At 42.5% G+C, this 26,602-nt stretch carries 24 protein-coding genes; 6 read left to right on the forward strand and 18 right to left on the reverse strand.

Going from position 1 to position 26,602, the window contains the following annotated elements; genetic code table 11:
• Nucleotides 1-13 precede the first annotated feature (13 nt).
• Genes lpdA through BLR76_RS04070 form a run of 3 tightly spaced genes read right to left on the reverse strand, consistent with a single transcriptional unit; the run spans nt 14 to nt 3,375 of the window.
• The gene (gene lpdA / locus BLR76_RS04060) at nt 14-1,429 is read right to left on the reverse strand and encodes a dihydrolipoyl dehydrogenase (protein ID WP_091265783.1); all 1,416 of its coding nucleotides are present in this window, start codon (nt 1,427-1,429) and stop codon (nt 14-16) included.
• Nucleotides 1,430-1,449: 20 nt separating this feature from the next.
• Nucleotides 1,450-2,517 carry a butyrate kinase gene (gene buk, locus BLR76_RS04065; protein ID WP_091265786.1) on the reverse strand — a complete coding sequence of 356 codons (1,068 nt, stop codon included), beginning with the start codon at nt 2,515-2,517 and terminating at the stop codon, nt 1,450-1,452.
• 21 nt (nt 2,518-2,538) lie between these two features.
• Nucleotides 2,539-3,375 carry a phosphate acyltransferase gene (locus tag BLR76_RS04070; RefSeq protein WP_091265789.1) on the reverse strand — a complete coding sequence of 279 codons (837 nt, stop codon included), beginning with the start codon at nt 3,373-3,375 and terminating at the stop codon, nt 2,539-2,541.
• Between the two features lie 468 nt (nt 3,376-3,843).
• Here BLR76_RS04070 and BLR76_RS04075 point away from each other — a divergent pair, with 468 nt between their 5' ends.
• Nucleotides 3,844-5,172: a sodium-dependent transporter gene (locus tag BLR76_RS04075; RefSeq protein WP_091265792.1), complete on the forward strand. Its 1,329-nt coding sequence runs from the start codon at nt 3,844-3,846 to the stop codon at nt 5,170-5,172.
• 122 nt (nt 5,173-5,294) lie between these two features.
• Here the strand turns inward: BLR76_RS04075 and BLR76_RS04080 are convergent, their stop codons facing one another.
• Nucleotides 5,295-6,275: a ring-cleaving dioxygenase gene (locus BLR76_RS04080; RefSeq protein WP_218121391.1), complete on the reverse strand. Its 981-nt coding sequence runs from the start codon at nt 6,273-6,275 to the stop codon at nt 5,295-5,297.
• A 270-nt stretch (nt 6,276-6,545) separates the two neighbouring features.
• Between BLR76_RS04080 and BLR76_RS04085 the strand changes: the two genes are divergently transcribed.
• The 4 genes from BLR76_RS04085 to ybaK all read left to right on the forward strand — a co-directional run bounded on the left by BLR76_RS04085 (nt 6,546) and on the right by ybaK (nt 8,773).
• Entirely contained in the window at nt 6,546-7,415 is an 870-nt protein-coding gene (locus tag BLR76_RS04085; RefSeq protein WP_091265796.1) for a helix-turn-helix domain-containing protein, read from the forward strand.
• 11 nt (nt 7,416-7,426) lie between these two features.
• On the forward strand, nt 7,427-7,567 hold the full coding sequence (locus BLR76_RS11760) for a hypothetical protein (protein ID WP_176759602.1): 141 nt from the start codon (nt 7,427-7,429) through the stop codon (nt 7,565-7,567).
• A 165-nt stretch (nt 7,568-7,732) separates the two neighbouring features.
• Complete coding sequence (locus BLR76_RS04090; protein WP_091265799.1) at nt 7,733-8,035, forward strand: hypothetical protein; 303 nt, start codon at nt 7,733-7,735, stop codon at nt 8,033-8,035.
• 252 nt (nt 8,036-8,287) lie between these two features.
• On the forward strand, nt 8,288-8,773 hold the full coding sequence (gene ybaK, locus BLR76_RS04095; RefSeq protein ID WP_091265801.1) for a Cys-tRNA(Pro) deacylase: 486 nt from the start codon (nt 8,288-8,290) through the stop codon (nt 8,771-8,773).
• A 43-nt stretch (nt 8,774-8,816) separates the two neighbouring features.
• Here ybaK and BLR76_RS04100 read toward each other — a convergent pair whose 3' ends face one another.
• From BLR76_RS04100 to pdxS, 10 genes are all read right to left on the reverse strand, one after another.
• Nucleotides 8,817-9,629, reverse strand: coding sequence for an MBL fold metallo-hydrolase (locus BLR76_RS04100; RefSeq protein ID WP_091265804.1), 813 nt, complete (start codon nt 9,627-9,629; stop codon nt 8,817-8,819).
• Between the two features lie 61 nt (nt 9,630-9,690).
• Nucleotides 9,691-11,112 (reverse strand): glycosyltransferase family 2 protein, encoded by a 1,422-nt coding sequence (locus BLR76_RS04105; RefSeq protein WP_091265806.1) that lies wholly within the window; start codon nt 11,110-11,112, stop codon nt 9,691-9,693.
• Between the two features lie 58 nt (nt 11,113-11,170).
• Complete coding sequence (locus BLR76_RS04110; RefSeq protein ID WP_091265808.1) at nt 11,171-12,226, reverse strand: HEAT repeat domain-containing protein; 1,056 nt, start codon at nt 12,224-12,226, stop codon at nt 11,171-11,173.
• Between the two features lie 13 nt (nt 12,227-12,239).
• Complete coding sequence (locus tag BLR76_RS04115) at nt 12,240-13,892, reverse strand: response regulator (protein ID WP_176759603.1); 1,653 nt, start codon at nt 13,890-13,892, stop codon at nt 12,240-12,242.
• A gap of 35 nt (nt 13,893-13,927) precedes the next feature.
• A complete protein-coding gene (locus tag BLR76_RS04120; protein WP_091265812.1) occupies nt 13,928-17,158 on the reverse strand; it encodes an ATP-binding protein in 3,231 nt (1,076 codons plus the stop codon).
• Nucleotides 17,151-17,513: a response regulator transcription factor gene (locus BLR76_RS04125; RefSeq protein ID WP_091265814.1), complete on the reverse strand. Its 363-nt coding sequence runs from the start codon at nt 17,511-17,513 to the stop codon at nt 17,151-17,153. Before BLR76_RS04125 ends, BLR76_RS04120 begins: the two co-directional genes overlap by 8 nt.
• Before the next feature lie 3 nt (nt 17,514-17,516).
• Nucleotides 17,517-20,735, reverse strand: a complete 3,219-nt coding sequence (locus tag BLR76_RS04130) for a hypothetical protein (RefSeq protein WP_143009186.1) — start codon at nt 20,733-20,735, stop codon at nt 17,517-17,519.
• 429 nt (nt 20,736-21,164) lie between these two features.
• Nucleotides 21,165-21,581, reverse strand: a complete 417-nt coding sequence (locus BLR76_RS04135) for a pyridoxamine 5'-phosphate oxidase family protein (RefSeq protein ID WP_091265819.1) — start codon at nt 21,579-21,581, stop codon at nt 21,165-21,167.
• 126 nt (nt 21,582-21,707) lie between these two features.
• Nucleotides 21,708-22,280: a pyridoxal 5'-phosphate synthase glutaminase subunit PdxT gene (gene pdxT / locus BLR76_RS04140; protein ID WP_091265821.1), complete on the reverse strand. Its 573-nt coding sequence runs from the start codon at nt 22,278-22,280 to the stop codon at nt 21,708-21,710.
• Between the two features lie 2 nt (nt 22,281-22,282).
• Nucleotides 22,283-23,173: a pyridoxal 5'-phosphate synthase lyase subunit PdxS gene (gene pdxS / locus BLR76_RS04145; RefSeq protein WP_091265824.1), complete on the reverse strand. Its 891-nt coding sequence runs from the start codon at nt 23,171-23,173 to the stop codon at nt 22,283-22,285.
• Nucleotides 23,174-23,315: 142 nt separating this feature from the next.
• Here pdxS and BLR76_RS04150 point away from each other — a divergent pair, with 142 nt between their 5' ends.
• Nucleotides 23,316-24,719 (forward strand): aminotransferase-like domain-containing protein, encoded by a 1,404-nt coding sequence (locus BLR76_RS04150; RefSeq protein ID WP_091265826.1) that lies wholly within the window; start codon nt 23,316-23,318, stop codon nt 24,717-24,719.
• Nucleotides 24,720-24,924: 205 nt separating this feature from the next.
• On the opposite strand, the gene BLR76_RS04155 is transcribed toward BLR76_RS04150, so the two are convergent.
• The 4 genes from BLR76_RS04155 to BLR76_RS04170 all read right to left on the reverse strand — a co-directional run.
• Complete coding sequence (locus tag BLR76_RS04155; protein WP_245683023.1) at nt 24,925-25,215, reverse strand: DUF1294 domain-containing protein; 291 nt, start codon at nt 25,213-25,215, stop codon at nt 24,925-24,927.
• 127 nt (nt 25,216-25,342) lie between these two features.
• On the reverse strand, nt 25,343-25,765 hold the full coding sequence (locus BLR76_RS04160; RefSeq protein WP_176759604.1) for a GNAT family N-acetyltransferase: 423 nt from the start codon (nt 25,763-25,765) through the stop codon (nt 25,343-25,345).
• Nucleotides 25,758-26,126: a S66 peptidase family protein gene (locus BLR76_RS04165; RefSeq protein WP_091265831.1), complete on the reverse strand. Its 369-nt coding sequence runs from the start codon at nt 26,124-26,126 to the stop codon at nt 25,758-25,760. The genes BLR76_RS04160 and BLR76_RS04165 overlap by 8 nt, the downstream gene beginning before the upstream one ends.
• Before the next feature lie 145 nt (nt 26,127-26,271).
• Nucleotides 26,272-26,602, reverse strand: a 331-nt coding sequence (locus BLR76_RS04170; RefSeq protein ID WP_143009187.1) for an RNA-guided endonuclease TnpB family protein, incomplete at its 5' end; no start/stop codon positions are given.

Here is a 26,602-nt window from a genome sequence, read left to right on the forward strand (position 1 = left end):
TTCACTCACTTTCTTATTTATGAATCGCTAATTTGTATACATCCAGAGCGGCTTCCTGAATGGCTTCAGATAAAGTCGGATGAGGATGGATCGCCTCGCCGATTTCAATTGGGCTGGCATCCATATAGATAGCTGTACTCACTTCAGAAATCAGATCCGTTGCATGGGGACCGATGATGGATACTCCAATTAAATCATCCGTTTTTTCATCTTTGATTACTTCTACAAAGCCGTCCGTTTTACCTCCGATCAGTGCTTTCCCGTTCGAATTGAACTGGAAGGTTCCAGTCTTTACTTTCTTCCCTTCTGGAACGGTCTCTTTAGTATAGCCGACACTGGCTATTTCCGGAGACGTATAGGTGCATCTGGGTACGTTGACATAATTGATCGGCTCACTAGTATCATGGACAATGTGGTCCACCGCCAGCTCTCCTTCTTTCATAGCCACATGAGCCAGCTGAAGGGTGTCGATGCAGTCGCCAATGGCATAAATATGGCTCTCGGACGTCTGGTAATGGGCATTGACGTGAATGCCTTTTGCATCATATTTGACTGAAGTGTTCTGAAGACCGATGCCTTCCACCACAGGCTTACGTCCAATTGCGACCATGACTTTATCCACTACGAGTGGCTTGTCTTCTCCTTTAATGGTGAGAGACACTGTTCTGTCTGCAATCTCAGCCTGTTCAACAAGCTGACCGACTTTGACATCGATTCCTCGTTTACTGAACTGCTTTTGTAGGGCCTTGGATACTTGCTTACTCTCATTGATTACCAGGCGGTCCAGGGCTTCAAAGATCGTGATCTCAACACCTAGACTGTGAAGCAGGGAAGCCCATTCAACTCCGATGACACCTCCACCAATGATCGCCATACGCTCAGGCAGTTCTTGAAGCCTCAACATCCCATCTGAAGACAGAATCATTTTTTCATCAAGAGGCAGGTGCGGCAGAGAGTTAGGAACAGAGCCTGTCGCAATAATCAGTTTCTTAGGAACGTAGATCTCTTCTTCTTTGTCAGGATCATCAAAGGTAACAGCCACCGCACCGGATACCGGAGAGAAAATAGATGGTCCGAGTACTGCTCCTTTGCCTTGAACGACTTTTATCTTATTTTTCTTAACCAGACCTTGAACCCCTTGATACAGCTGATCAACGATGGCCTCTTTTCGGTTAGTCACTTTCGAGTAATTGACTTGCGCCGTTTCTCCGATTTCAATTCCGAATTCATCTGCCATTTTGAAGGTATCCATAACTTCTGCGCTTTTCAGCAGAGCTTTGGACGGGATACAACCGCGATGCAGGCAGGTGCCTCCCAGCTTGTCTTTTTCAACCAGGACAACATCCAAGCCTTTCTGGGCTGCCCGGATAGCTGCAACGTATCCACCGGTGCCTCCGCCAAGAATCAGTAATTCTGTTTCAATCGCCATAACGTTCTCCTCACATTTCCTTAATAGTGTTTCACCTGTTCTTCATTATTTAATACGCGAATCACGCCTTCAAACAGTGCTTCCATTTCCATTTCGCCGGGATGGACGATTACAGGTGCAATCCAGTCCACCCGCTCACTGATTTGTTCTACTACAAGCTTAGCATAGGCGATTCCCCCAGTCAGAATAATAAGATCTACCCTGCCTTTAAGAACAGCTGCCATTTCGCCAATGGCTTTCGCTAGCTGATAGGTCATCGCCTCCAGAATGAGTCTTGCTTCTTCATCGCCATTATCGATGCGCTCAATAACATTCCTCAGGTCGATTTCTTTTAAGTACGCGTACATGCCACCTTTTCCTGCGAGTCGTTTTTTAATGTCATCCAGATTCAAATTTTCTTCCAGAATCATCTTGGCAAAGTCATAGAGGGGCAGTCCGCCCGTTCGTTCAGGAGTGAAGGGGCCCTCCCCATCCAGTCCGTTGACTACATCGATCATCTGCCCCTGATCGTGTGCGGCAATACTTGAACCTCCACCCATATGGGCCACGATCAACCTGCTCGACTCGTATGTCTTTCCCTTTTCTCTTAAAACCCTTCTCGCAACCGCTTTCTGGTTTAAGGCGTGTACAACACTTCTCCGGTCGATCCCTTTCAGACCTGAAATTCTGGCGACATCGTTCAGTTCATCCACAACGACAGGATCAACAATGTAGGCTTCGACTCCTGCCAATTCTGCAATTTCATAAGCCAGTACAGCTCCTAAATTAGATGCATGTGTATTATATTTCTCTTCTTCAAGGTCTTTAAGCATGTCTTTCTCTACTAAATAAGTACCGCCGGGTATGGGCTTAAGAAGACCGCCTCTTCCTACTACAGCTCTTAATGTCTCTACCGTGAACCCCTCTTCTAACAGAAATGAAAGAATCAGCTCCATTCGAAAGGCTTTCTGCTTCATGACGCCGTCAAACTGACCAATTTCTTCTGTGCTGTGCCTGATGGTCCTTGTTGCTACTTCTTCCTTTTCATTAAACAATGATACCTTGGTAGATGTGGAACCTGGATTGATTGCTAGTATATACTCTTTCATTTAAATCCTCCTGCTAATGACTTACTGATTACTCTCGGCCTGCATCAAGGCAAACCGCAAGGCATATAATTTACTTCTGACCTTATCGCTTCTTGAGGTCAGAACGATCGGTACGTTTGTTCCTACAATCGTTCCACCAATCGTTGCATCGCCAAATAGAAGAAACGTTTTGTACAGGACATTTCCGACATCGATATTAGGAACGACGAGGATATCCGCATCTCCGGCTATTGGACCAGTAAATCTCTTACTTGCTACTGCTGCTTCAGAAAGAGACAGATCCAGTGATATGGGCCCGTATACCGTCGCTTCTTTATGGTCTTTAAACCGCTTCGTCAACCGGTCAGCCGTCAATGATGAAGGCATCTTAGGATTGACATTTTCAGCAGAACTTATCAGTGCCACTTTGGGCTTAATCAATCCTATGGACTGGCCGACTTGTATGGCATTATTTATGATCTGCTCCAGCTGATCATCATCGGGAGTAATATTCATCCCGGCATCCGTCAGCAGAATACGCCGATCGAGCGCCGGCAGATTAACTAAAGCGACGTGCGACAGAAGGTCCTGCTTTTTAAGCTTATATTCTTTTTTGAGAACTTCTTTCAAGAGGGTATGCGTTTTTATCCCACCTTTAAGCAGAATACCTGACTCTCCGGAAGCGACGCTCCTGACGGCTTCTCTAATCATTTCTTCTTCGGATGAATACCCCCGGTACTCCCACAGGTCATCTAAATCAATATTATCTTCAGTATCAAATACAATAAATTTCACCTGGTCTCCCCAATCTTCAAGACTCAGTTGGACCAGCTCTTTAATCTCCGATTTCGAGCCCCCGGCAACTGCTACAGTATGCATAAATAATCCCCCTATTTTATGTAAACGCTTAATTTAAGTTTACCTTATATTCATTTAACTTCAAATACTTAAAACCTATAGTGCTATAAATTCTATCTATACTCAGACTATTCTCATTTTATTGTAGTTCCCTTTAATTACTAGATTTCTGAAAATAATGACTCTTTATGGTATCAAAAGTTTTTATACCTCAATCATTATTTTCTATATGCAAACGCTTCCTTTTCACGTTCTAATGTCACTTTGTGTATTTAATCACTATTTTTCATCATTTACATGCTGAAACTTGCCCTTGTTCCGCTTAATATAAAGCGTTACACTCACTTTGTAAAACGCATTCAAAAGGAGGTTCGTTTTAAGTTTTTTATAAATGAGCAAAAGATTAGAAAATAATTCAATTATACTCATTTATGATGTATACTAATTTAATGTTGTTCATTACATAAAGAAAAGGAGTGTTTAATTATAATGGAACAAAAAAGAGAGCAATGGGGATCCCGCTGGGGCTTTATTTTAGCTACTATGGGTTCTGCAGTAGGTTTGGGAAACATCTGGCGATTTTCATACGCCATGGGGGAAGGCGGAGGTTCAGCATTTCTGATTATTTATTTATTAAGCGTCTTGCTCCTCGGATTTCCTGTCATGCTGATTGAATTCTCTATCGGACGCCGCTCACAGGCTGATGCCGTTCAAGCGTTCAAGAAGCTTGCTCCAAAATCACCCTGGTTTATAGCTGGAGGACTGGGTGTGCTGGCAGCCTTTCTGATTCTGTCATTTTATGGCGTAATCGGAGGCTGGTCACTGCGATACACCTTCGAGTATCTGACTGGAGGCATTACTGGAGATTCTTCTGAATTCTTTTCAGGCTTCATAGGCAGCACTGTATCCCCTATAGTCTGGCAGTTCATCTTCATGGCTCTGACTATAGGCATAGTCTTTATCGGGGTTCAGAAAGGAATTGAGTTATCCAGCAAATGGATGATGCCTATCCTGAGTGTGCTAGTCATCATACTGGCTGCATACAGCCTGACTCTCGGTGGAACTGCAGAAGCTCTGGATTTCATGTTCAAACCAGAATGGAGCGCATTCGCTGACCCTAATATCTATCTCACTGCCATGGGTCAGGCATTCTTTACCTTAAGTCTTGGAATGGGTATTATGCTGACATACAGCAGTTACTTGAATCCCGATGTGCGTCTGACTTCTGCTGCTGCGATTGTCATCGTTTTGGATACTGTGTTTGCAATTATTTCCGGCCTGATCATCTTCCCGGCGTTATTCGCTTTCGGACTTGATCCTGCTGAAGGGGCGGGACTTGTGTTTATCGTCCTTCCTAATATATTTGAAGCCTTAGGTGGCATTGGAACGATTGTCGGCCTCGTATTCTTTATCTTATTTTCATTAGCGGCTCTATCTTCAGCCATTTCACTGCTTGAAGTATCCGTATCATACTTTATGCGTCGGTTGAATATGTCCCGTAGAGCAGTCACTTTGATTGTCGGCGTTGTTATTTCTCTCCTGGGTGTATTGAGTTCATTAAGCCAAGGAGCCATGGAAATAACAATTATGGGAGACAGTTTCCTGGACTTCATTGATGGCTTCACCGGAAACCTACTCCTTCCATTGAGTGCTTTGATCACAGTACTATTTGTGAGCTGGACTTGGAAGAAAGAGGATATCCTAACTCATACAGATACAAGCGGAACTGCATGGTCAGGGCTCTTTATCTTCACAGTGAAGTTCATTGCGCCAATTGCCATACTCGTAGTGCTGATCATCGGCATTCTGAACTGGTAAGCAGCATCACCGATAAAATTCATCCTCATGGGTATAGAGGATAGCCTTGTTTTTAATCATAATAAACAGCAGAAAACCAGAGCTTTTAAAGCTCTGGTTTTCTGCTGTTTATTGTTTAATTGTTATTCTTTTTCATATGTCTTTGTGCTTCTTACTGTATCGAAGTGTCTGATCTGACTTTCAATCGATTCTCTGCTATTCTCTAGGAATGGAGGAAGCGACAGTTTTTCTCCTAATGTTTCATAAGGTTCGTCGCCCATGAATCCTGGACCATCTGTAGCCAGTTCGATCAAAATCCCTCTCGTTACTCTCGCATACAGGGACTGGAAGAAGAAGCGGTCGACAAATCCTGAATTAGGAAGCTGGAACTGCTGATAGTGAGTGATCCAGTCTTCAATTGCTTTTTTATCGTCCACTCTGAACGCCACATGGTGAACTGTTCCGAATCCTTCACGATGCACTGGCAAGTTTTCCTGAACATCAACAATGACTTGAGCACCATTTCCACCTTCGCCCATTTCAAACAGATGGAAGGTTTCTTCTTGTCCAATTTCTCTCATATTGTATACTTGTTCAAGGACAGCTTTGATGTAATCGAAGTCAGCATAAGTCAGGAAGATCGGGCCCAGTCCAGTAATAGCATGTTCCAGAGGAATCGGTCCTTTCTGCCATGGCGTTCCAGACTCCACTCCTTCATTTTTCTCATCTGAGATCAGCTGATACTGCTGATCATCGAAGTCTGTAAATCTCAGTATTTTTTTCCCGAACTGTTCCTGTATTCCATCATTATCAATGCTTAGTCTCTCAAATCGTTTAACCCAGTATATGAGCGACTCATCTGTCGGCACCCTAAATGACGTTCTTGAAATTTCATCATTTCCGTGGACACCTTTTGGAATATTAGGAAAGTCGAAGAAAGTCATATCTGTTCCTGCACTCCCCTTTTCGTCTGCAAAAAAGAGATGGTAGGTCTGAATGTCATCCTGGTTGACTGTCTTCTTAACCAGTCTAAGTCCTAAAACATGCGTAAAAAAGTCATAAATCTTCTCCGCGCTGCTGGTAATTGCTGTAACATGATGAATCCCTGTCAATTCTTTCATTATAAATCTCCTCCTGTATTTATTACCATTGTTTGTGAAATATTATTCAAACTCATCTTTCTCATATAGAGCTTGCTCAGGCGGTTTTTACTATAAAGGTGATAATGCATTTGAGCAATTTATTTCGAATTCGAAGCAATTATACCGTGTCTGTTTTTTATTGTCAAATTATTGCATTTTTATTAAGAATAAATCTTTTTAATAATATTTAATATTTTTGATTGCTAAACGGCTTCCAATAACTTATACTTCCATATATATAGAAAGCGTGGGATGAAAATGAAATTAGGAGAAATCATAAAAATCAAACGAAAAGAACTTGGTTTGACTCAACAGCAATTGGCAAAAGATATCTGTGCACAGGCTCTGATCAGCCGTGTGGAAAAAGGAGATATTGTGCCGAAAAAAGCCATTCTTGATAAGCTCGAACAAAGGCTGGGTCTTGAAGAAAACGAACTGATCAAAGCTGAGCACGACAACAGTAAAAAGAATGAGCTGCAGGATGTTAAGAAAAACATCCGCCAATACTCTCTGAACAGAGACTACAAAACAATAGAATTACTGCTTGATCATCACAAGCTATTAATTAATAGCTCTCGCGATGTCAATGATAAAGTTTTTTTTGCAATGATCGAGGCATCACTTCAGTATCATTTAAATGATCATGCAGATCGAGCTCTCGAGATACTCAATGGCATTTATCTTGATGATGTTGAAACTGAACTAGCTGTTGAAGTTTACAATACACGTGGAGTTATGTATTATAAAAAGGAACAGTACGAAGAAGCAATGAATGTCTACAAAAAGGGTATTGACCTTTTGGATGAAACCATTAATTTTGAAATTAGAGCAAAAATCACCTTAAACTATGCACTTTCATTAGAACAACAAGATTTAAATAAAGAAGCATTATCGTATGTATCCGAGGGAATTGACATGCTTGTTAAGAATAATTCCCTTTATTCCCTAGGTGATTACCACCATACTAAAGGACACATTTTTTATAAACTAGGTAATCTAGTCGATTCTAAAGAATGTTTTGAACTTTCTTCCAGTATTTTCAAGCTTCAAAACAACAAAAAACTTTTATCTTTTTCTCAGCTGGCACTGACGGAAATTAACAACAAACTATCGCAGAAATAAGGAGGATTCTCATGAAAAAACATAAAAAAGTTTTTGCATTAGTCTTAGCTGGTTTCATGGCTTTAACCTTTCTTGTATCACCTCTAACTGTCCCAAGAATACCACCGTTACAAGAACGAGCAGCAGTAGAAATAGAACATAACGTAGCGTAATTGTACTTCCCTGTCATCTGAGAAAGATAAAAAGCCTCCCGTAACGAAAACGACTTTACTGCCAGCTAAAGATCATCTTAGCTGGTTTTTTTCTTAAAGCATTTTATTACAGCTTGCTGCATGATTATGATAATCTTACTATATCAAACAAAAGGAGTGGTATAGTTGGCAGACAGAAATAACGATCCGCATAGACGTGAAGAAAATCGACGCACCGGTCTCTTTGCCCTGTTTCTGATTGCACTAGTCATTATAGTCGGAGTAATCGTCGTCATGTTCTTCATGGGGGATGGAGGAACCCCTACTGACACGGATAATGGTGATCAGACGGAAGAACAGATTGATGATGGTGGCGATGATGCCGATCTGGATGTCGATGTCGACATCGATGGAGACGACGGAACTGATGGCGAAACAGACACCGATATTGATTCAGGCGACGGGACAGAGACTGAAGAGGAAGAGTAAGGTCTAGACTACAGGAAGTGGGTATCCTGAGTTTGCCTTTATAATGAAGTAATTTTTTTAAAGCACCTGTCTGTTATTAGCACATCTATTCTGTGCTGAAGCAGACTGCGTGCTTTTTTCCTGCTCTTCTATAACCCGCCCCTTTAAAAAGGGTTCTTGTCATTCTTTTATAGTTTAGAGATAATCGTACCAGGCATACAGATATCTAATAAGCAGGACAGTCGATCTATTTAATGAAGGGCAGGATTTCGCATGAGTAAACAAGTCAAAACAAATGTCATCAGAAAATTGGAACAGCAGAACATTGATTACAAGGAACACCACTACTTCGGCTCAGATGTCTCCAGTGGAACAGACGTTGCAAGAAAAATGGGCAATAATCCTGACCAGCAGTTCAAGACACTAGTTACTCGAGGAAAATCTAATGAAGTCTATGTCTTTGTCATTCCAGTCAATGAAGAACTGGATCTGAAAAAAGCAGCACAATCTGTCGATGAGAAAAGCGTAAGCATGATCAGGGAGAAAGAACTTCTGCCTCTGACTGGTTATGTACACGGGGGATGCTCCCCCATCGGAATGAAAAAAACTTTCCAAACCGTCCTTCACTCCTCTGCAGAACAGTTCGATACGATTATTTTCAGTGCCGGTAAAGTCGGGGTATCAGTTGAAATCAGTCCGGATGATTTAATGAGACTCATTGATGGTCAGTTTGCTGATGTTGTAAAAACTAACTGCTAGTAAAAAAAGTCGGACACTGCCATTCCTAGTGTCCGACCTCCTCTTATCGTTTCTTGTTCTTCAATTCAGAAGCAGCTAAGTCAAAATTCTTCCGATGGTTCTCTTTCATGCCTTCGAAAAAAGTATAGCGCGTTCTGCACTCATCTTCCAGTTTCTCAAAATCTGTCGTCAAGCTGGTTAAGTAGTGATCTGAAAAGTTCAGCCTGTCCATGACCTCTTCTTTCGAGTCAGTCACATTTCCATGTCCGGGCACATGGTAGCTGATGTTGTAATTATCCATGATCGATTGTGCTTTCTTCACTGTCCTCTTATAATCTTTGTAGCTACTATAGATGAATGGAAACTCTACATCAGAAAGATAGTCTCCTGATAAAAAGAAACAGTAGGGTTCAACTATCGTAAACAAGCCATCTTCCGTGTGGCCTGGGGAAAGATAAAATTTAAGCGTCACCTCACCCAGCTTCAATAGATCATTATCTGTCGTTATCAGACGGTCGACGGTCGGGTAGCAATGCTCGTAGTCTCTTTCAATGTAATAGCTCCGGTCGAATGCCTTCATCTTATCAACGATCTGGTCTTTTCGTTTATTATGATGAAAAGCTCGCGAGGCGATAACAAACGCATCCGGAAAAGCACCAGCACCTATCAGATGATCATAATCACTATGTGTATAAATGATATAAAGTTTTCTGTCGCCTAGGCGCTCATCGATATAACTTCTGATTTCCTTCACTTCTTCAGGAAGCCAGTTTGGATCAGTCATGATTATCGCCTGTTCTGTTTCAATGATTACTGTGGTCGTTTGAAATAATGTACTTTTGAATACCGTGAGATTTCCATTCTGAAAATGAAGCATAGCCACTCCTCCAATTGTCCATCATGATTGTCTTAACTATACCACAATAGATTCTTCGCTGTTACTGTTCTTTGCTGAATGTGGTACGCTTCATATCTCCCCACACCTTGCTTTTCTTTCTATAGGTCAGAAATGCACTGAACCGCCACCAGGCAGTCAGCTGTCTGTAACCCACATTTTCAATAATGCTGTAAAGCATGAGCAGCAAGTATTCCTTAATTTCCGAATACTTTGAGAAATTATACTCATCCAGAAGAATGGCACTCGTCGAAAGAAAAATCCCATATAAAATGGATACAGCCAGGAAAAGAGTAAAGAATTCAAAATTAATGAGTCCCAGCCAGAAAGAAGCGATAAATGTCAGATAGCCTAAGGTTTCCACTATTGCTCCAAGCATCTCAACAAAAAAGTAGTAAGGCATAGCCAGCATACCAACCACTCCATATTTTGGATTGAACATCATTTTCTTGTGTTTGATCATACTGTCCATGAGTCCAATATGCCAGCGTTTCCTCTGACTTTTAAGGACAGCCGTATCTTCGGGTACCTGCGTCCAGCAGACCGGGTCAGGAACAAAGACAATCTGATAGTCTTTTCCTTTATCGCGCATCATTCGGTGAATTTTAACGATCAGTTCCATATCTTCTCCGATGGTATCCTCCGTGTACCCTCCAGCGTCAATGACCGTGGTCTTTTTAAAGACACCAAAGGCACCTGAGACGATGAGAAGCGCATTGAGGCTTCCCAGACCCAGACGTCCGAAGAGAAAAGCTCTCAAGTATTCTACTGTCTGGAATCGTGCCAGGTTGCTCTTGGCCAACCTTACTTTTTCAATGAATCCTTTGTCCACGGTACAGTCGTTGACCGGTCTTACGACGCCACCTGAAACGACAACCGTTGGATCTTCCACAAAAGGTCTGATTACTTTGATCAGCGAGTCTCTTTCAATAATGGAATCCGCATCGATCGATGTGATGATCGGGTATTTAGACATATTGATGCCTGCGTTAAGAGCATCGGCTTTTCCGCCGTTAGCTTTATCTACGACAACGATATTTTCAAATAAGGCGGATAAATACAGCCCATTTACTTCTTTGGTCTTGATTTCTTTCCGGTAGGGCATGTCCATTTTTACCATATCGAATTCCCTTATCAGCTGGCCGAGGGTATCATCTTTTGATCCGTCATTTACTATAATGAGTTCAAATTCATTATATTCCAGACTCAAGAGAGCTTTAACATTATCAACAATTGTCTCCTCTTCATTGTAACTTGGCACAACTATGGATAAAGGAGGAGTATAGGCTGATCCCTCCATATCCGTATATGACCAGTAGCGTTTCTTTTTCCGGTCAATGTACAAGGCTCTGATGGCCACAATAAAGAGGATGGCGTAGAACGTATTGATACTGACCATATAATATAGAACAAAATAGTTAAATCTAATTATAAATGCACTTAAAAATTCTGCTATAGCGTACATGTAAGTCTCCTAACCTTGTCTTCTACCTCAAACTGACCAGCTGTTGCCTGATCAACAACTAAAATGAACGGGACAGTGCATCTTTGTCTAATACCGCACGAGCTGTTTCTCTGGCAAATGTATCTTCCGAGTCCAGCAGTCTGATCAGTGCTGTACGTCCCAATTCATCATGGTGAAGAAGCGACTCAGCTGCGTTTCGGCGGACATGCCAGCTGGAGTCCTGCATATATTCAACAAGAACATCTACTGATTTTTCCGACGCTACTTTTCTCAAAAAACGGGCCAGAAACGCCCGGACCTCCCAATATTCATCTCTGACTGCAGAAAACACAGCCTTCAAAAAAGCTTCATTTTCTATATGACCGATACTGTAACTGGCCTTCAAAGCTGCAATTCTAAGTTCCTTATCTCCACTTTGAATCAACTCTGTGATCCAGTCAACACTTTCGCTATACTGTCTCTTTCCAGCTTCTTCGACCGCAATCGCTTTAAGGCCTTCTTCACCGGTTTCAACGACTTCTTCAAGAATTCCACGAATGTCTCCTCTTACCCCCTCCAGCAAGGACAGAATCTGATTTCTAGTCAGCTCATCTTTGGAGGTAACTGCATTAAGAATATCCTTAAGGTATGTGTCATCGGCCAGACTGATCAATGCCTTTGATGTGATGAACAGGAGGTCATGGTCACTTTTATTCAGTTGTTTTCTAATTACAGGAGTGAGTGACGTCAACTTGTATTCACCAGCCAGATATATTCCGATCTTCCTGTTCCACACGTTTCTGCTTTTAATCAGTTTCTCTACATCTTTTTCAACGGCCTGACCTTCTTCTAACTCCAGCACCTTTTTCAACCGATTTTGTTCGATATACATATTGTATTGAAGAAGAAGTGATCGAAAAACTTTCTTTTCAACTATCGTCTGTGGATTTATTGAAAGAGAATCATCCTGCCCGGCAATAAATCTAACGAAGGCCTCTTCATATTCTCTTCTTACAGGTTCTTTTAGGTGATTAACTCTGTTCATAATCATCTTCTTGATCAATACAAAAAGAAACAGAAGGACATTGACTGAAATCAGTACTGTCAGCAGTAGCCATATGATGGATGATGTCATTTTGAGGCCTCCTTTACGACGTCAGTAATTTCTTGATTTTATGTTCCAGAACATCTAAAGAAAAAGGCTTCTCAAAAAAGTCGTGCGCGCCTAATCTCAGGCTTTCAAGAACAGATGATTCGCTGTGTCTTCCCGAAATCATCATGATTTTTGCCGTCCGGTTCAGCTCTTTTCCTTTAATTCGTTTAAGCACTTCTGTGCCCGTCACTTTGGGAAGCATGATGTCAAGAAGGATCAGATCATACTCGTTTGCTTCAAGTTTCAGCAAGGCTTCCTGTCCGTCTTTTGCGTGATCGACATCATAGCCGAGATAGCCTAGTCTAGTCTGTATAATGCTGACCAGCAGCTGCTCATCATCAACAACGAGTATTCTGTTCTTTTCAAGTTCCTTCACTTCATTCTGCATGACAGTGAGGTTCTTCCCTTGTTCCTTGGCTGCATATAAGGCTTTATCGGCCTTTTCGAGCAGTGTAGTTTTCGTCTGTTCTTCTGAAGTATACTCAGCGACTCCTGCACTGAAAGTTAATCTGATTGCCTCTCCAGTCTGCTTGTCAGTCATATTCAAATCATTGACGTCTTCCCTCAAATTCTCAATAATCTGTTTCGCCCGGTCCCCTTCACTTTCCGGTATAAGAAGAAGGAATTCATCTCCTCCAAATCTGAATACAGATCCATCTGGTTCAACGTGAGTACGCATGACCTCAGAGAACTTTACAAGGACATCGTCACCTGCTAGATGCCCATATGTGTCGTTGATACTTTTAAAATCGTCAAGATCCATAAACGCAACAGCAAATGGTTGTGCGTTCTCAAGAAAAAGATTGCGATTTTTTTCGAACTCTTCTATAAAATGTTTGCGTGTGTAAACACCAGTGAGTTCATCTCTGTTATCCCTGCTGGCATTCAGTTTACTCTTGCGTATCAGTCCATTGATTCGTGCTATCAGTTCATCTGAATCAATCGGTTTCTGCAGATAATAGTCTGCACCTTCTCTAAATGCTTCGCTTCTAAACTCTTTACTGCTGAGTCCGGTCATGAAGATAATTGGTAGCCGACTGTTGACCGCCATGATTTCCTTATAGATATCAAGTCCGGATTTTTCAGGCATCACCATATCGAGAATAGCCAGGTCGACTGACGAGACTTTAATATGTTCAAGCGCCTCGTCCGGTTTATCTGTAATTATCGCTTCGTAACCCTGACTAGTCAGAACCTGATCAAGATAATTGAGCAACGTCACGTCATCATCCAGTACGAGTACTTTTCCATTGAAGAGTGCACTGTCTTCTTCTTTTTCAGTAGTCACAGCATACTCATTTCCTTCCATCAGGATCTGCTCGAGATGCATCTCTACTAAATGTAAAAGATGGCCGGTTCCTTTTACCAGTTTCTCCATCACATTCTGAAAATTGGTCTGATGGATCTCACGGTCAGTCATCAGTTCTTCAAGTTCTCCTGCAGTTTCCGATATTTCCATCAGCTGGATTGTGCCGGCCGTCCCTTTAACTCTGTGGAAAAACTGGTACAATGACTGGAAGTCGTTTTCGTGTCGGTTATTCAGAAACGCAATTAGATTACGGGAGATGTGAGTGAGCTGTTCATTGTGTTCAATCAGAAACTTTCTCTGACTTTTCTTTATCATTTGTTCAAATTTTTCGTTATTCAAAATACCCCTCCTGGTTGGATAGTACATACACCTTATCAGTCGGTATGTCCGGTCTGTTTCTCCCACAAATCAAGGACAATGACAGACAAATCATTAAGTGAGTATGGCTTGACAAGGTAGTCTGTCAGATTGAATGTGCCTGCTATTTCTGCCGTCTTGTCCACTGCCGATGATACAATAATCGGCAAGTCTTTCGTCTTGTCATTTTCTCTGATTTCACTGATCAGATGCCATCCGGAAACACCATCTTCCAGAATGAGATCCATCACTATACCTATTAGAGGCTGCTGACTGGCAATAGAAACGATATTCTGACTGCTAAGATAATGGATTACTCGGAACCCATTGGCTTTTAACGTTTCTGACAGCATTGATGCGAAACTAATGTCATCTTCAACAATAAGCACGGTTCCTTTTATTTCTGTATGCTGATCCATATGCGCACCCATATCTAATGTAGAATATTCCGGACTCAAAGGAAGACTAATGTAAACTGTCGTGCCTTCATTTTCTACAGAGTCCAATTTAATTGTCCCGTGATGAGCCTCAATGATGCCTTTACTTATAGCCAAACCAAGACCTGTGCCGCCGATTTTCTTGCTGGCGCTATTGTCTATTCGCTTAAATTTCGTAAACATGTGAGGCAGCTCAGATGATGGAATACCAATGCCGCTGTCTGTAATACTGATACTCAGTTCATTTCGTCTGTTTTCAAGTTTGATGGCTATCTTACCTCCATCTGGTGAGAACTTAACAGCATTACTGATCAGATTGGTCAGTACCTGAACCATCCGGTCGGGATCGGCCTGTATGGCAGTAATGTAAGCAGCATCCTGAAGGTAGATGGAATGACTGGTCTTATGTCTGAAACTCTCAATCACCTGCATGATCAGTTCACTCATATTGACTTCTGTCTTCTCGTAATCCTGCTTACCTGATTCAATTCTCTGTATATCAAGGAAATCGTTGATCAGGTTAGTCAGTCTTTTCGCTTCTTTGTAAATAGTCTCAAGATAGCGTTTCTGCTTCTCCGGTTTGAGTTCTTTCATCATCAGCATCTCAGTAAATCCGAGAACGGACGAAAGAGGAGTTCTCAGCTCATGACTGACCGTACTGACCAGTTCAGATTTCATCCTGTCGATTTCAAATTCTTTTGTAATGTCACGGTACATAAAGATCGTTCCAGTCTTTTCACCGGCAGTCATGACGGGTGAAGCATAGATTTGTATCTGTCTTTCCTGTCCGTCCTCAATCTGACATCTTATCGAGCTCAGTCTTTTCTGTTCCGGCGCCATCGACTGATGGTAGAATGCTTTAAGTTCTTCAGGTTCATTGCTTCGGCTGGTAAACAGGCTGATCCAGTCGGATTCGTTAACAGATTCCTTGTCAAGCAGACCTTCTGCCCCAGTCAAACGGATAAGAGTATCATTAGCCTGTAGAAGCTCTCCTTCTGAAGAGACAAGCTGCAGCCCTTCTCTGACATTCTGGACAATGCTCTCATTGAGACTACGTTCCTTAAGCACTGCTTCGTACATGGTGATTCTGCTCCATGCTACATTAAGCTGACTAGTCAAAACAGACAGTTCCTTGAGTTCTTCATCCTCAAATGGCTCTCCTTTTCTAGTCACTGCCAGTACCAAATCAAGGTCATCTGTTCCTCCAGATACGGAAATATACAGATCCCAGCAGTTGAAGTCAGTATCAGCAACGCCCTTTTCAGAACTTGACGCTTGACGCTTAATGATAAACAACTGTTCAGATTTGAGCCTTTCAGCCATTTCTCCATGACCATCTTCTGCCATGAACCTATCAATCAGGTCTGGTGTCATGTTGACTGATTGATAGTCCTTCTCCTTCAAACTGATCAGCAGGCCTTTATCAAATGTTACTGCGCCTCTGATATAGGCTAGTACCTGATCCAGGAATTCCTGTCTATCGACTGTAGCCGTCAGCTCTTCATTCAGCTGACTGTACCGTTCGATTTGCTCATTGGATTCCTGCATCTCTGTCAGCATATGCTCCAGCTTGAGTTCATTTTCAATGTTATCAGAAATATCGATGCCAATAAGAATGTATCGATAAGGTATACCTTTTGAATCAAGAAACGGTACGATTGTTGCATTGATCCAGTAGTAAGACCCATCCTTCTTCTCGTTCTTCATTTTTCCAGTCCAGATTTTCCCTTTAGTGATGGTCTGCCATAGATTTTTGAAGAACCCTTTGTTCTGCTGGTCTGTCTTAAGTATCCGAGTCGTGTTTCCTATCAGTTCATCTTCATCATATTGAGAAATTTTACAGAACAAGTCGTTCACACTGACGATCATGCCATTTTCGTCTGTAATACACAAAAGTGCAGAGTCATTCAGTGCTTTATTGATTGCTTCAATCTCAACAACATACTCCTGCATCTTCTGCTGACTGAATTCCAGTTCGTCCTGCTGAGCCAGCAGTTCTTCATTCTGACTAGTCAGCTCCTCTTCCTTTTCCTGAACTTCCAAAGCCAGTTCATTGAACGAGTCAGCCAGCATGTGCAGCTCTTTAAATCTATACTGGGACTTCATTGACCATTCTCTATTCTGTCTAAATCCTGATGTCGCATAGATAAAATCATTGATCGGATGAGTTATGTCATTCAGAAGTTTGCGTGTAATATAGACAACAGTCAGAAGGCTGATCAGACCTAAAATCACAAAGCCAGTAATGAACTGATACGTCAAGTCGATGGCCTGTTCATACAAGGCATCTCTTTCATCCTGACTTTCCTGAAGATAGGTCTCCGTGAAGGCTAAAAACTCATTAACTTGAGCATTCGCCCCGCTTCCGGCTAACTCTCTAAGTGATGCATAATCGTCGTTTTCTACAAACCCGATTGCTTCAGGTAGAATCGACTGTGTATAAATATCATAGAACTCCGCCAGCCCTTCTCCTAGAGCCTCTTCTTCCGCAGTCAATGGTAGAGACTGAAACCTATCGATACTTTCAGACAATTCATCGATGTTCTGATTCAACAGATTCAGTTCCTGCTCTTCCTGAAAAGCATAATACCCTCGTGCACGGAAAAAGACTTTGTTAAGATTTTCTTCAAGCTCTTCGATCACGTTATATTTTTCTGTGCTTTCTGCATATTGATTGTCTATCCGGTTCTGAGCTCTGTTCATTAAAAGAATGCCTACAGTGGTCATAAGATAGAGGATCAAAGCAAGAATCCCTGCCTGTCTGTAGATTTTCTGTTTTATCTTCAGCTGCTTTTCCCTATTATCAGCCATTAAGCTGCTCCTCCACGACCGTGTACAGTTCCATAGGACTGAACGGTTTTTTCATAAAGATGTCTACTCCCGCTGAAGCCGCATTTTCCTGATCTTTTTCCTGGGTTTTTGCGGTCAGCATGATGACAGTCGTCTCATCAATTACGTTCTGATCCAGCTTTTGAAGCAACTCAATACCCGTCAGTTCAGGCATCATGTAATCCAGGACCAGAACATCGTATACATTATCCTTTATCATCTTTAAAGCCTCTGTTCCATTCTCTGCTTCATCGATTTCGCAGTCCAGGTCTTCCAGACTGTCCACAATCAGCATTCTCAGAACAGCTTCATCATCTACAACTAATACTTTTTTCATATGTCATCTCCTGTTAATTAGATAGTCCTGAAGAATATAGTAGGACTGTTTCACTCGCTCCGTGTATACGGGTATTTCCCAGTTTTCCCAAGTGTATAGAATCGATTCGTTTTCTACAGGCAGCTGCTGGATGATTTCTTCATCATTTACTGCCAATAGTTTCAACCCAATCCCATCGATCCATTCAGAGCTTTCAAGACCATTAGTATAGAGATCGCCCATCACTTCTTTGTGACTGGGGTCCTTAAAGTTAAGAAGCAGCCAGGGAATTCTCACTTCATAAACGCCTCGTTCTTCATCGTAGTAATAATCACTTAGTGAATCATAGTCAACATGTGATGGATCTCCGATACCTTCTCTAAGCAAACCAGTTTCATAGTAATCAAATGCTATCTCTTCTCCAGTCGATGGAATAGTCATCGGTTTTGACAAGGCATAATGGACAGGGGTAAAGACTCCACTGTCTCGTTCTGGTGCATCATTACTTTCAAGATCGTTTCGTTCGACCCCATACTGGAAATAAAAGGGATCATAATAGCGGTCTATCCAGATTCTGCTCTGGTTTACCTGACTAAGCTCAATCATAAAATCTATACCCATTTCAAATGAGTCAGATGAAAATCCGTCGATTGACTGATTCCCCTGCTCAGGTATAGTATCCAGAAGAATGGCCAGGCTGTGTGCCGATGTCCATTTATCAGTATCCACTTCTGCTTTGAAATACAAATACGCTTCATCATGATCAACGCTTAATGTTCTGATTAGCCCCGACTCGTCCGTAAGCAAACTATCTGTGTCTACCCACGTATCATCCGACCCATTCAATACGTGCTTGAATGTCTCGAATCCCAGTAAGCCAAATCGCTGCTCATTCGTCTGAACATTGGACCAGTATGGTCTCTGATCAGGGTTGTCGAGCTCCATGGTGTTCCAGGTACGCTTGAACCATTCATCCTGCCAGGTGAAAACAAGTCCTCCTGCAGCGCCCTGTTCAAATAAATCATCAAATAGGCGGACGACTGTCTCTCCCTGTTCCTTTTCCGACATGAATCCCTGATTCCAGCCGAAAGGGTTTCTATGGGTCTGTCCCCTTGAAGCAGGGATACCGAACTCTGCAACGATAAGGGGCATTCTGTGTGCACTGATCAGATTGTTCAAGTAGCCGGCATAGCTGTTTTCTTCTCCACGATGATCAATAAAGGACAGGTACTCCGGATCGTGATTCAGAAAATCTGGATAGTAAGGGTACACATGGTAGCTGGCAAAATAGCCTGCTTCCATGACGTCCGTTTCATAAATATGGTTCGGATCGACACTGACCAAATCTTCTTCTACTGATGGTTCTGACGGGTGATCTAGCAGATCGGTAGTCGGCCAGTTGGTAAAACTGATCGGACGCATAGCCTGATAGGTCTGAGCTTCGTAAGTGACCGTATAGTCCATCCTGGCAGCCAGCCATTTCTCAAATGCATTAGCTTCCTGAGTTGTGAAGTACTCTCCTTCAAATTCAGGCGTATCTTCGTGACGATCATTCGTCTGCTCGACCATCCTAGGGTACCACTCTACACCTAGAATGTATCCGGCGACGTATGGTGAAATGTCATACGTAAAATTCCCTGATGCATGTCCTCGTCTTTCAGGAATTTCAGCCTGACCATGAATCACATCCACGACATCTCTTATTTCAGCTTCAAATGTATCAATAATTTCAGGAGTATAAGCGTCCAGCTCTGTTTCCAGCTGCTCTTCTTCCACCCACACCCCATGCATGATGTAAATCGGTGTATCGCTGTTTTGATTATGCTGCCAGACAGCCTGGTAGAATTCGGGTGGGTGTATGGTATAGACTCGAATGACGTTGGCCCCCATGTCGTGAATCTGTCTGATCCATCGGGTGTACTCATCCAGGCTGATCGCCGCTTCTCCTGGCCAGGAACCAGGTCTGGCCATTCCCATATTGACGCCTGCAACATCCAGTATCTGCCAGTCGTCTTCTTTCAAAATTTCAAAGTCCTTTCCGTTAATGCGGGTAGTAACAGCAAGTTCGTTCGTTTCTGAGGCAATAATGTCTCCTGCTTCAGCATCAGTTTCTTCATTATTATTAGTGTATGTATCCTCTAGTATCTGACTGATCATTGGGAGATAGGCCCGATAGTAAAAGGCTTGGGTGCCTCTAAACTGAAGTCGGCTGATCAGTCTGTTCAATGCATCGAATCCCCTGTACTGGTAAACTGATGGTGTCTGTTCAAGATCCGCATAGTCACCAGCAAAATAGTAGCGTGGCGTTTCTATGCTTCCAGTTCGAGTCACCGCTGGCAGAATCTGATCTAATCCATATCCTTCCATCACTTCCACTCCTTTATCTGTCAGTCCAAGATCGTATTCAGCAAGCACCTCTGCCTCTTCAGCAACTATGACATCAAACCAGTAGGCGTAAGTTGATATGAGGGTTTCATTAAAATAGTCGCGACCACTGTCAGTAAATCGGAACGTCACGCCTTCTCCTTCAAAATCCTCGCCAGCTGTCAGTACGATAACCTCATCTTCTTCACTGACGAATACGAGACCAGAATCCTTAAACGCCCATTCATTACCGGAGCGTGTTTCATAACTCGACATGAGCCAGTTTGGAAGCTCATCAGTTTCAGTGGGATCAAGTTCTGAAAAGTACCTTCCAATCCATCCCGACCAGCTGATTCCTAGTAATGATGTAAACTGCGTCCTGACTTCGGTTTCGGTCGGACTCGCGAAACTATTGAATTCAGCTATGAGCGGTGTCTCAAGGATCTGAACGCGCCGGGTGATTTCCGTCACATCCTCTTGAGTCAATCCTCCAGCTATTAGTTCAGAACGTGATCCATTAACCTGACTGTTATTAAAATCATTCTCATATACTCCGTACGTATCTGCAATATAAAGAAGATCAGCCGGTGCATCCGCAGCACTTTCCAAGTCTGTCAGACTATATGATCCATCTTCTTGAGGATGGAAGCCAATGTAGTCTTCAGATAAATCATAGGTATTTCCCTCGCCGGTCAAATACTTGTAGTGATTTAGTGCCCACATAATGCCACTGTGTTCTCTATAGGTCATATCAGGTACTGTCTTATCCAGAATAATTACATCGAGGTGCCTTCCCGACTCCGCATGCCAGAGCAGATACGGCATTACAGCCAACAACCCGGCTAGAAAAAGGAAAGAGTATAACAGTTTTCTTTTCATTTTTAAGTTCCCTTCATACTTCAGACCGTTCCAGCTAGTAAGATAGGACAGATGATATATCATCACTCTTTATACATTCTTATAGCCAATTAAGTCTTTAGATCGTTTGAATTCATAACGCTTTGGAGCAATTGTATCATATGTACAGCACTATACCCGCACATATATGTACATTATTTTACAATTATTAACCCAATTTAATTGTATTAACTCCTGTGTATATATCGAGTTAAAAATGTATAACAACATGGCGACCCCTTTAAATTTCCTCTTTTTTAAAAGATCATACTGAGAAAAATTTTACCGTTTGTATTAGTTTAAATTGTATGCAACCCTGCATTTACAGGGAAACCTCTTGTTCTGCCTTTAGATCTAATTAAGATCAAAAAAAGACGGCTACCCAAAGTGCCGTCTTTTATACTTATTCAATTAAAACGTTACAGGAATGCTCTCGTCATCCTTCTTAAGTTTCAATGTTACTTTTTGTGGTGTCAGTTTCAGAACTAAGATGTTCGGATCGTCTTTCCCCTTATAGGTGTCGTCCATATAGTCATTCCATGCACGGTCGATAAGGTCCGGATCCTGAGTCATCGACACAGTTGCTTCTATTTCAAGGTAGTTTTTATCGAATACACCTTCTTCGTAGCCGATGAGCACAAATGCATGATTGTTGGCTTCTATATCTTCAACTTTTTCAGTACGCTTATCTGTAACTGTATACAATACAAAATCATCACTTTTAAAGTCCATATAGCGTGCTACAGGCTTGTTTCCTGATACAGTAGCTAAAACGCCTACTTCATTCTTGTCCAAAATTTTCAGTGCTTTTTCTTTTGCTTCTGTCATGTTTCACATCTCCTTAAAGGTTTGTATATACTATGACAGGAATCAGGATGACAAGCAAAAAATCTGCCTGAATACCTCCTATGTCTAACGAGGTATTCGGGCAGGTTTAACTTCAAGCTCGATTTCTCAGCTTACTTTTTTCATAAAGTATTCAAGTACAGCAAAGTCATCAGTGAGTTCTGGATGATGGGACGTCACCAGCACATTATTCTGTTCGGCAGCGACAATTCTTCCGTCCACTTCTGCCAGGACAGTGACGCCTTCTCCGACTTCCTGAATATAAGGGGCACGGATGAAGACCGCTTCAACCGGCTTATCGATGCCTTTGAAGTCAAGCTTTGTTTCAAAACTGGCTACTTGCCTGCCGAATCCGTTGCGCTCGACGTCCATATTGATGAACCCCAGACGAAGATCCTGCGTTGGGTGACTGTCATCCGTACTACAGAGAATCAGCCCGGCACAAGTCCCGAATATGGCTTGTCCATCCTGATGAAATTGTCTGAGTCTATCTTCCAGATGGTGCTCTCGAATCAGACGACCGATAGCTGTCGACTCGCCTCCCGGTATGATCAGTCCATCGATTATGTTAAAATCTTCCTCTTTCTTTACTGAAACAGCTTCGACCCCAATCTTTTCCAATGCTCGAATATGCTCGCGTACGGCTCCTTGAAGATTTAACACGCCAATAGTCTTAGTCAATCCTACCACCCGCGTTCCTGCATGCGTTCTGATTCAGCTAAGTGGCCGATCTCAATACCCGTCATAGCTTCACCCAAGTCTTTAGACAGTTCAGCCAGCAATGTGTAGTCTTCGTAATTTGTCGTTGCTCGAACAATGGCACGCGCAAATTTTTCTGGAGATTCGGATTTAAAGATGCCAGATCCCACGAAAACGCCGTCCGCACCAAGGCTCATCATCAGCGCCGCATCTGCTGGTGTAGCGACACCTCCAGCTGCAAAGTTGACGACAGGCAGTTTCCCTAATTCCTTGACTTCTTTAACTAAGGCATATGGTGCACCAAGGTCTCTGGCAAAGGTCATCAGTTCGTCATCGGACTTTGTCTGTAGGGTACGAATCTGGCTGTTCACTTTACGCATATGACGAACCGCTTCAACGATATTCCCTGTTCCCGGCTCTCCTTTTGTTCGAAGCATGGACGCCCCTTCACCGATTCGTCTCAGGGCTTCTCCAAGATCACGGCAGCCGCAGACGAACGGGACGACGTAGTCTGACTTCAACAAATGAAATTCTTCATCTGCCGGCGTCAGCACTTCACTTTCGTCGATGTAATCCACACCCATGGCTTCAAGGATTTTAGCTTCAGAGATATGTCCAATTCGGGCTTTGGCCATGACCGGTATACTGACAGCGTTCATGACTTCTTCTATAATCGTCGGATCAGCCATACGGGCGACTCCGCCTGCTTTTCTGATATCAGAAGGCACGCGTTCCAAGGCCATGACCGCTACGGCACCAGCCGCTTCCGCAACCTTTGCCTGCTCAGCGTTGACCACATCCATGATCACTCCGCCCTTCTGCATTTCAGCCATTCCTCGTTTGACTCTCTCAGTTCCGACTACTCGTTCACTCATTTAAATTCCTCCTGTATGCATTAACTATTTTCCATTGACAACAGTATAGTTTTTTTAAATCAAGCTGAACACATCCAATTGGACTATATTTTACCCATCCAATTTATGCTATACTATTTTAAATTGATAAAGGGGGATTCAAATGTGGGCATTGGATAAGACGGACGGTAAGCCATTGTATCAGAGCATCATGCAACTGATCGAACGTAAAATGAAGGAAGGTGCGCTGCTGCCCGGGGAACGTCTGCCTTCTGAACGGAAGCTGGCTGAATCACTAGGAGTCAATCGCTCAACCGTCATAAGGGCTCTTGAGGAATTGACTGCTCAAGGTGTCCTTGTTCGTAGAAAAGGCAGTGGAACATTTGTTAATGCGAATAAATGGAATCTACAGACTAAGCCGCTTGTCAACTGGGGGATATCTCCAGAAAATGAGCTTTTGTATAAACCGACTGTTTATGAAACTGCCGCAGCCTGTCGACGTGCTGATTCATCCTCCTCTATTCTTGATTTGTCAAAAGGCGTTCTGCCTCCGGATCTATTGCCGGATCTGGAGATTCCCAGTCTCCACTGGAATGAGCTGGTCGAACAGGAAATCAGACAGTCGTCTTCTCATTCAGGAATTCATTCATTGAAGGAAAGCGTCCAGATGTATATGAAGAAATCTTATCAGATGACTGTTCCTTTAGAAGAAATCATGATCACTTCAGGCACACAGAATGCTCTTTTCCTTATTACCCAGGGGCTGTTTAAACCCGGTGACGCTGTTGGAATCGAGGCTCCTTCCTACTTCTATTCACTCCGCCTTTTCCAAGCAGCGGGACTTCGGATCGTGCCCATTCCAATGGATGCGGAAGGTATGACGGTCAAGGGACTTCAGGAAGCGTCCCTAAAGTATCCTTTAAAAATGGTATTTCTGAATCCAATTTTTCAGAATCCGACGGGTCTTGTCATGTCTCCTAGACGGAAAGCGGAAATTCTTGAGTACTGCCTGATGAAACGCATCCCCATTGTGGAAGATGATGCATACGGCACATTGAGTTTTGATCCAGACTTGGACAATCGACCGCTGAAAATGCTCGACCAGAATCAGCAGGTCATTTACCTCGGTACCTTGTCCAAACTTGCCGGACGTCACCTGCGAATCGGATGGATGGTTGGTCCCGAGGCTATATTGAGAAACCTGTCTTCAATTCGCGCTCAAATCGATTCAGATTTGAGTTTCCTTCCTCAGTTTATGGCGGATCACTTTTTACGTCATCAGATGGATCAGTATCAGGACAACATCATTCGGGAATTGCGTTTACGCAGTAGTGAAATGGAGAAGTGGCTGAGAGAAACATACGGGGATAAGGTGAATTTCACACGAGCGAAAGGCGGATTTCATTTGTATTGCCGCCTGAAAGATCCCGAACCTGGAGCGACCGATTCGTTTCTTACTCAGCTCTTGAATCAAGGGGTAATCGTCACAGAAGGGCGTCGATTCGGTAGCCAGACGGATGGCTTCCGCTTAAGTTTTGTTAATTATCCAGTGGAAAAATCTGACTGATCAGATTTTTTCTTTATTTAGATTTAGAGTGTGGATGCGAATGTACCATATAGTTGTTTATGGTGCATTTATCCGTTTTTATGATTGCCGAACGGTTCATAAATTTATTTATGGTACATTCATCTGCCTGATTTATCAGTTAAAACCTGCTTATACAGAAAAAGAAGTTATTCTGCCGCACGTTCGCAACAAAATAACCTCTTTTTTAATTGTAAAGAAGGATCAGTATGATAATTAAAAGCGTCAGGAGTGCCGCGACGGGTACTCCCAGCTTGAACAGGGGTTTTTGGGTCTTGTGTCTGAACCGGTACATTGCTGTGAACGATCCGATGCCTCCTCCGATGAAGGAAGACAGAATCAAATGCTTTTCAGATATACGGTACTTTCTCTTTACCGCCCGCTGCTTATCTATATAAAATAATCCAAACGTGTATAGGTTGATCACAAAGATGAAAGTCAACGTGATCATCTGGAAGTAAGATAATTGCTGAAACATGGTTACCTCCTAAATATAAACTCTAATATATTTTATCAAGCCTATCGACTATCTTCTCATGATAAATTAAAATTTTCAAGAAAATACGTTAGAACTGATTAATTTATGATTGGGTCTTTACGTTTGTTCAATTTAATAGTTCTTTTTTTAAGTAGAATTCATTAAGATCCGCATTAGGATAGTAAAGATGACCGAATTCTTCGTAGCCTTGTTTTCTATAAAAATCGGGTCCTTGAAAATCGAAGGTAGATAGCTGAATAATCCTGCATCCCTCTTGGTGTAAGTCTAGTTCTGCCTGTTTCAATAATAAAGACCCTATTCCATTTTGTCGTGATTTTTCATCTACCCACAACGTATCAATGTAGCCAATTTTGTAGTAAGAGGAGTATGCCAGTATCCCGCCTACTATCTCCCCTTCTTCTTCTGCAACATGCTGGAATGTAATAAATGCTTTATCCTGTTCCAATGGTTTCTGTTTTAAGTTATAATTTTCAAGCTTTTGCTCAAAAAAGCTCACTTCTTCATTTGAGGCTTTTCTGTACTTAGTCATTTTTTTGATCACTTCCTCCATTTTGAAAATACGATTCATTAAACGTTACGGATTTATTTTCTGTGTCCAACTTTGCTTCGATTCCGTAAGGCAGAAGACATCTTGGGTAAGCATGCCCGAATGGCAGATTATACAGAATTGGAATGGTCTTGTCTTGCAAAATTTCTACAAGAACAGATTTATACTCCTCGTAATGCACCTCGTTTTGAGGTTTTCCTACCAGAACACCATTGATGACGTCAAACAGCCTATAATTTTTCAGAACTTGTAACATCTCTTTAAATTTATCTGGGGACGGCCTTTCTTCACTGGTTTCGATAAAGAGAAGTGTGTTCTTCCATTCGTCAAGTGAAGGGAAGATAGTGAACTACCCACCACTTAAATCCTCTGGATTTTGAAGTGGGGGCTTCCTACGAACTCCATTCTTGTCTGCACAGGTTTCATGCAGACAGAGAAATCGGATATGGGTAGGCTCAAAAGGCAGTCCCTGCCTCATAGGTTTTCTTTTACTTGGCTAACGCCAAAAGGTTCTTGCTGGCATTGATGTCTCGGTCCAGATACTCCCCGCAATTAGGGCACTCCCATTCCCGTATGTGGAGGGGTTTCTTGCCGTCACGGTGTCCACAGGCAGAACAAATCTGGCTGGATGGATAGAACCTGTCCGCTTTGATGAGTGTACGTCCTTTTTGTTCCGCTTTGTATTGCAACTGGCGGACGAATTCATGCCATCCGGCATCGCCGATGCTTTTTGCTAGTTTATGGTTCTTCATCAGGTTCTGGGTGGGCAACGTTTCGATTACGATGACTTGGTTTTCGTCTGTAATTTTCTTCGTTAGT

This window comes from Alkalibacterium thalassium (assembly GCF_900101165.1).
Lineage (GTDB): Bacteria > Bacillota > Bacilli > Lactobacillales > Carnobacteriaceae_A > Alkalibacterium > Alkalibacterium indicireducens.

What these genes read in the sequence shown, in the direction of transcription:
- lpdA (WP_091265783.1), bottom strand. Translation starts at nt 1,429, where the DNA reads ATGGCGATTGAAACAGAATTACTGATTCTTGGCGGAGGCACCGGTGGA.
- BLR76_RS04130 (WP_143009186.1), bottom strand. Translation starts at nt 20,735, where the DNA reads ATGAAAAGAAAACTGTTATACTCTTTCCTTTTTCTAGCCGGGTTGTTG.
- BLR76_RS04075 (WP_091265792.1), top strand. Translation starts at nt 3,844, where the DNA reads ATGGAACAAAAAAGAGAGCAATGGGGATCCCGCTGGGGCTTTATTTTA.
- BLR76_RS04155 (WP_245683023.1), bottom strand. Translation starts at nt 25,215, where the DNA reads ATGTTTCAGCAATTATCTTACTTCCAGATGATCACGTTGACTTTCATC.
- BLR76_RS04100 (WP_091265804.1), bottom strand. Translation starts at nt 9,629, where the DNA reads ATGCTTCATTTTCAGAATGGAAATCTCACGGTATTCAAAAGTACATTA.
- BLR76_RS04120 (WP_091265812.1), bottom strand. Translation starts at nt 17,158, where the DNA reads ATGGCTGATAATAGGGAAAAGCAGCTGAAGATAAAACAGAAAATCTAC.
- BLR76_RS04150 (WP_091265826.1), top strand. Translation starts at nt 23,316, where the DNA reads ATGTGGGCATTGGATAAGACGGACGGTAAGCCATTGTATCAGAGCATC.
- BLR76_RS04135 (WP_091265819.1), bottom strand. Translation starts at nt 21,581, where the DNA reads ATGACAGAAGCAAAAGAAAAAGCACTGAAAATTTTGGACAAGAATGAA.
- BLR76_RS04125 (WP_091265814.1), bottom strand. Translation starts at nt 17,513, where the DNA reads ATGAAAAAAGTATTAGTTGTAGATGATGAAGCTGTTCTGAGAATGCTG.
- pdxS (WP_091265824.1), bottom strand. Translation starts at nt 23,173, where the DNA reads ATGAGTGAACGAGTAGTCGGAACTGAGAGAGTCAAACGAGGAATGGCT.
- BLR76_RS04070 (WP_091265789.1), bottom strand. Translation starts at nt 3,375, where the DNA reads ATGCATACTGTAGCAGTTGCCGGGGGCTCGAAATCGGAGATTAAAGAG.
- buk (WP_091265786.1), bottom strand. Translation starts at nt 2,517, where the DNA reads ATGAAAGAGTATATACTAGCAATCAATCCAGGTTCCACATCTACCAAG.
- BLR76_RS11760 (WP_176759602.1), top strand. Translation starts at nt 7,427, where the DNA reads ATGAAAAAACATAAAAAAGTTTTTGCATTAGTCTTAGCTGGTTTCATG.
- BLR76_RS04085 (WP_091265796.1), top strand. Translation starts at nt 6,546, where the DNA reads ATGAAAATGAAATTAGGAGAAATCATAAAAATCAAACGAAAAGAACTT.
- ybaK (WP_091265801.1), top strand. Translation starts at nt 8,288, where the DNA reads ATGAGTAAACAAGTCAAAACAAATGTCATCAGAAAATTGGAACAGCAG.
- BLR76_RS04105 (WP_091265806.1), bottom strand. Translation starts at nt 11,112, where the DNA reads ATGTACGCTATAGCAGAATTTTTAAGTGCATTTATAATTAGATTTAAC.
- BLR76_RS04160 (WP_176759604.1), bottom strand. Translation starts at nt 25,765, where the DNA reads ATGACTAAGTACAGAAAAGCCTCAAATGAAGAAGTGAGCTTTTTTGAG.
- BLR76_RS04110 (WP_091265808.1), bottom strand. Translation starts at nt 12,226, where the DNA reads ATGACATCATCCATCATATGGCTACTGCTGACAGTACTGATTTCAGTC.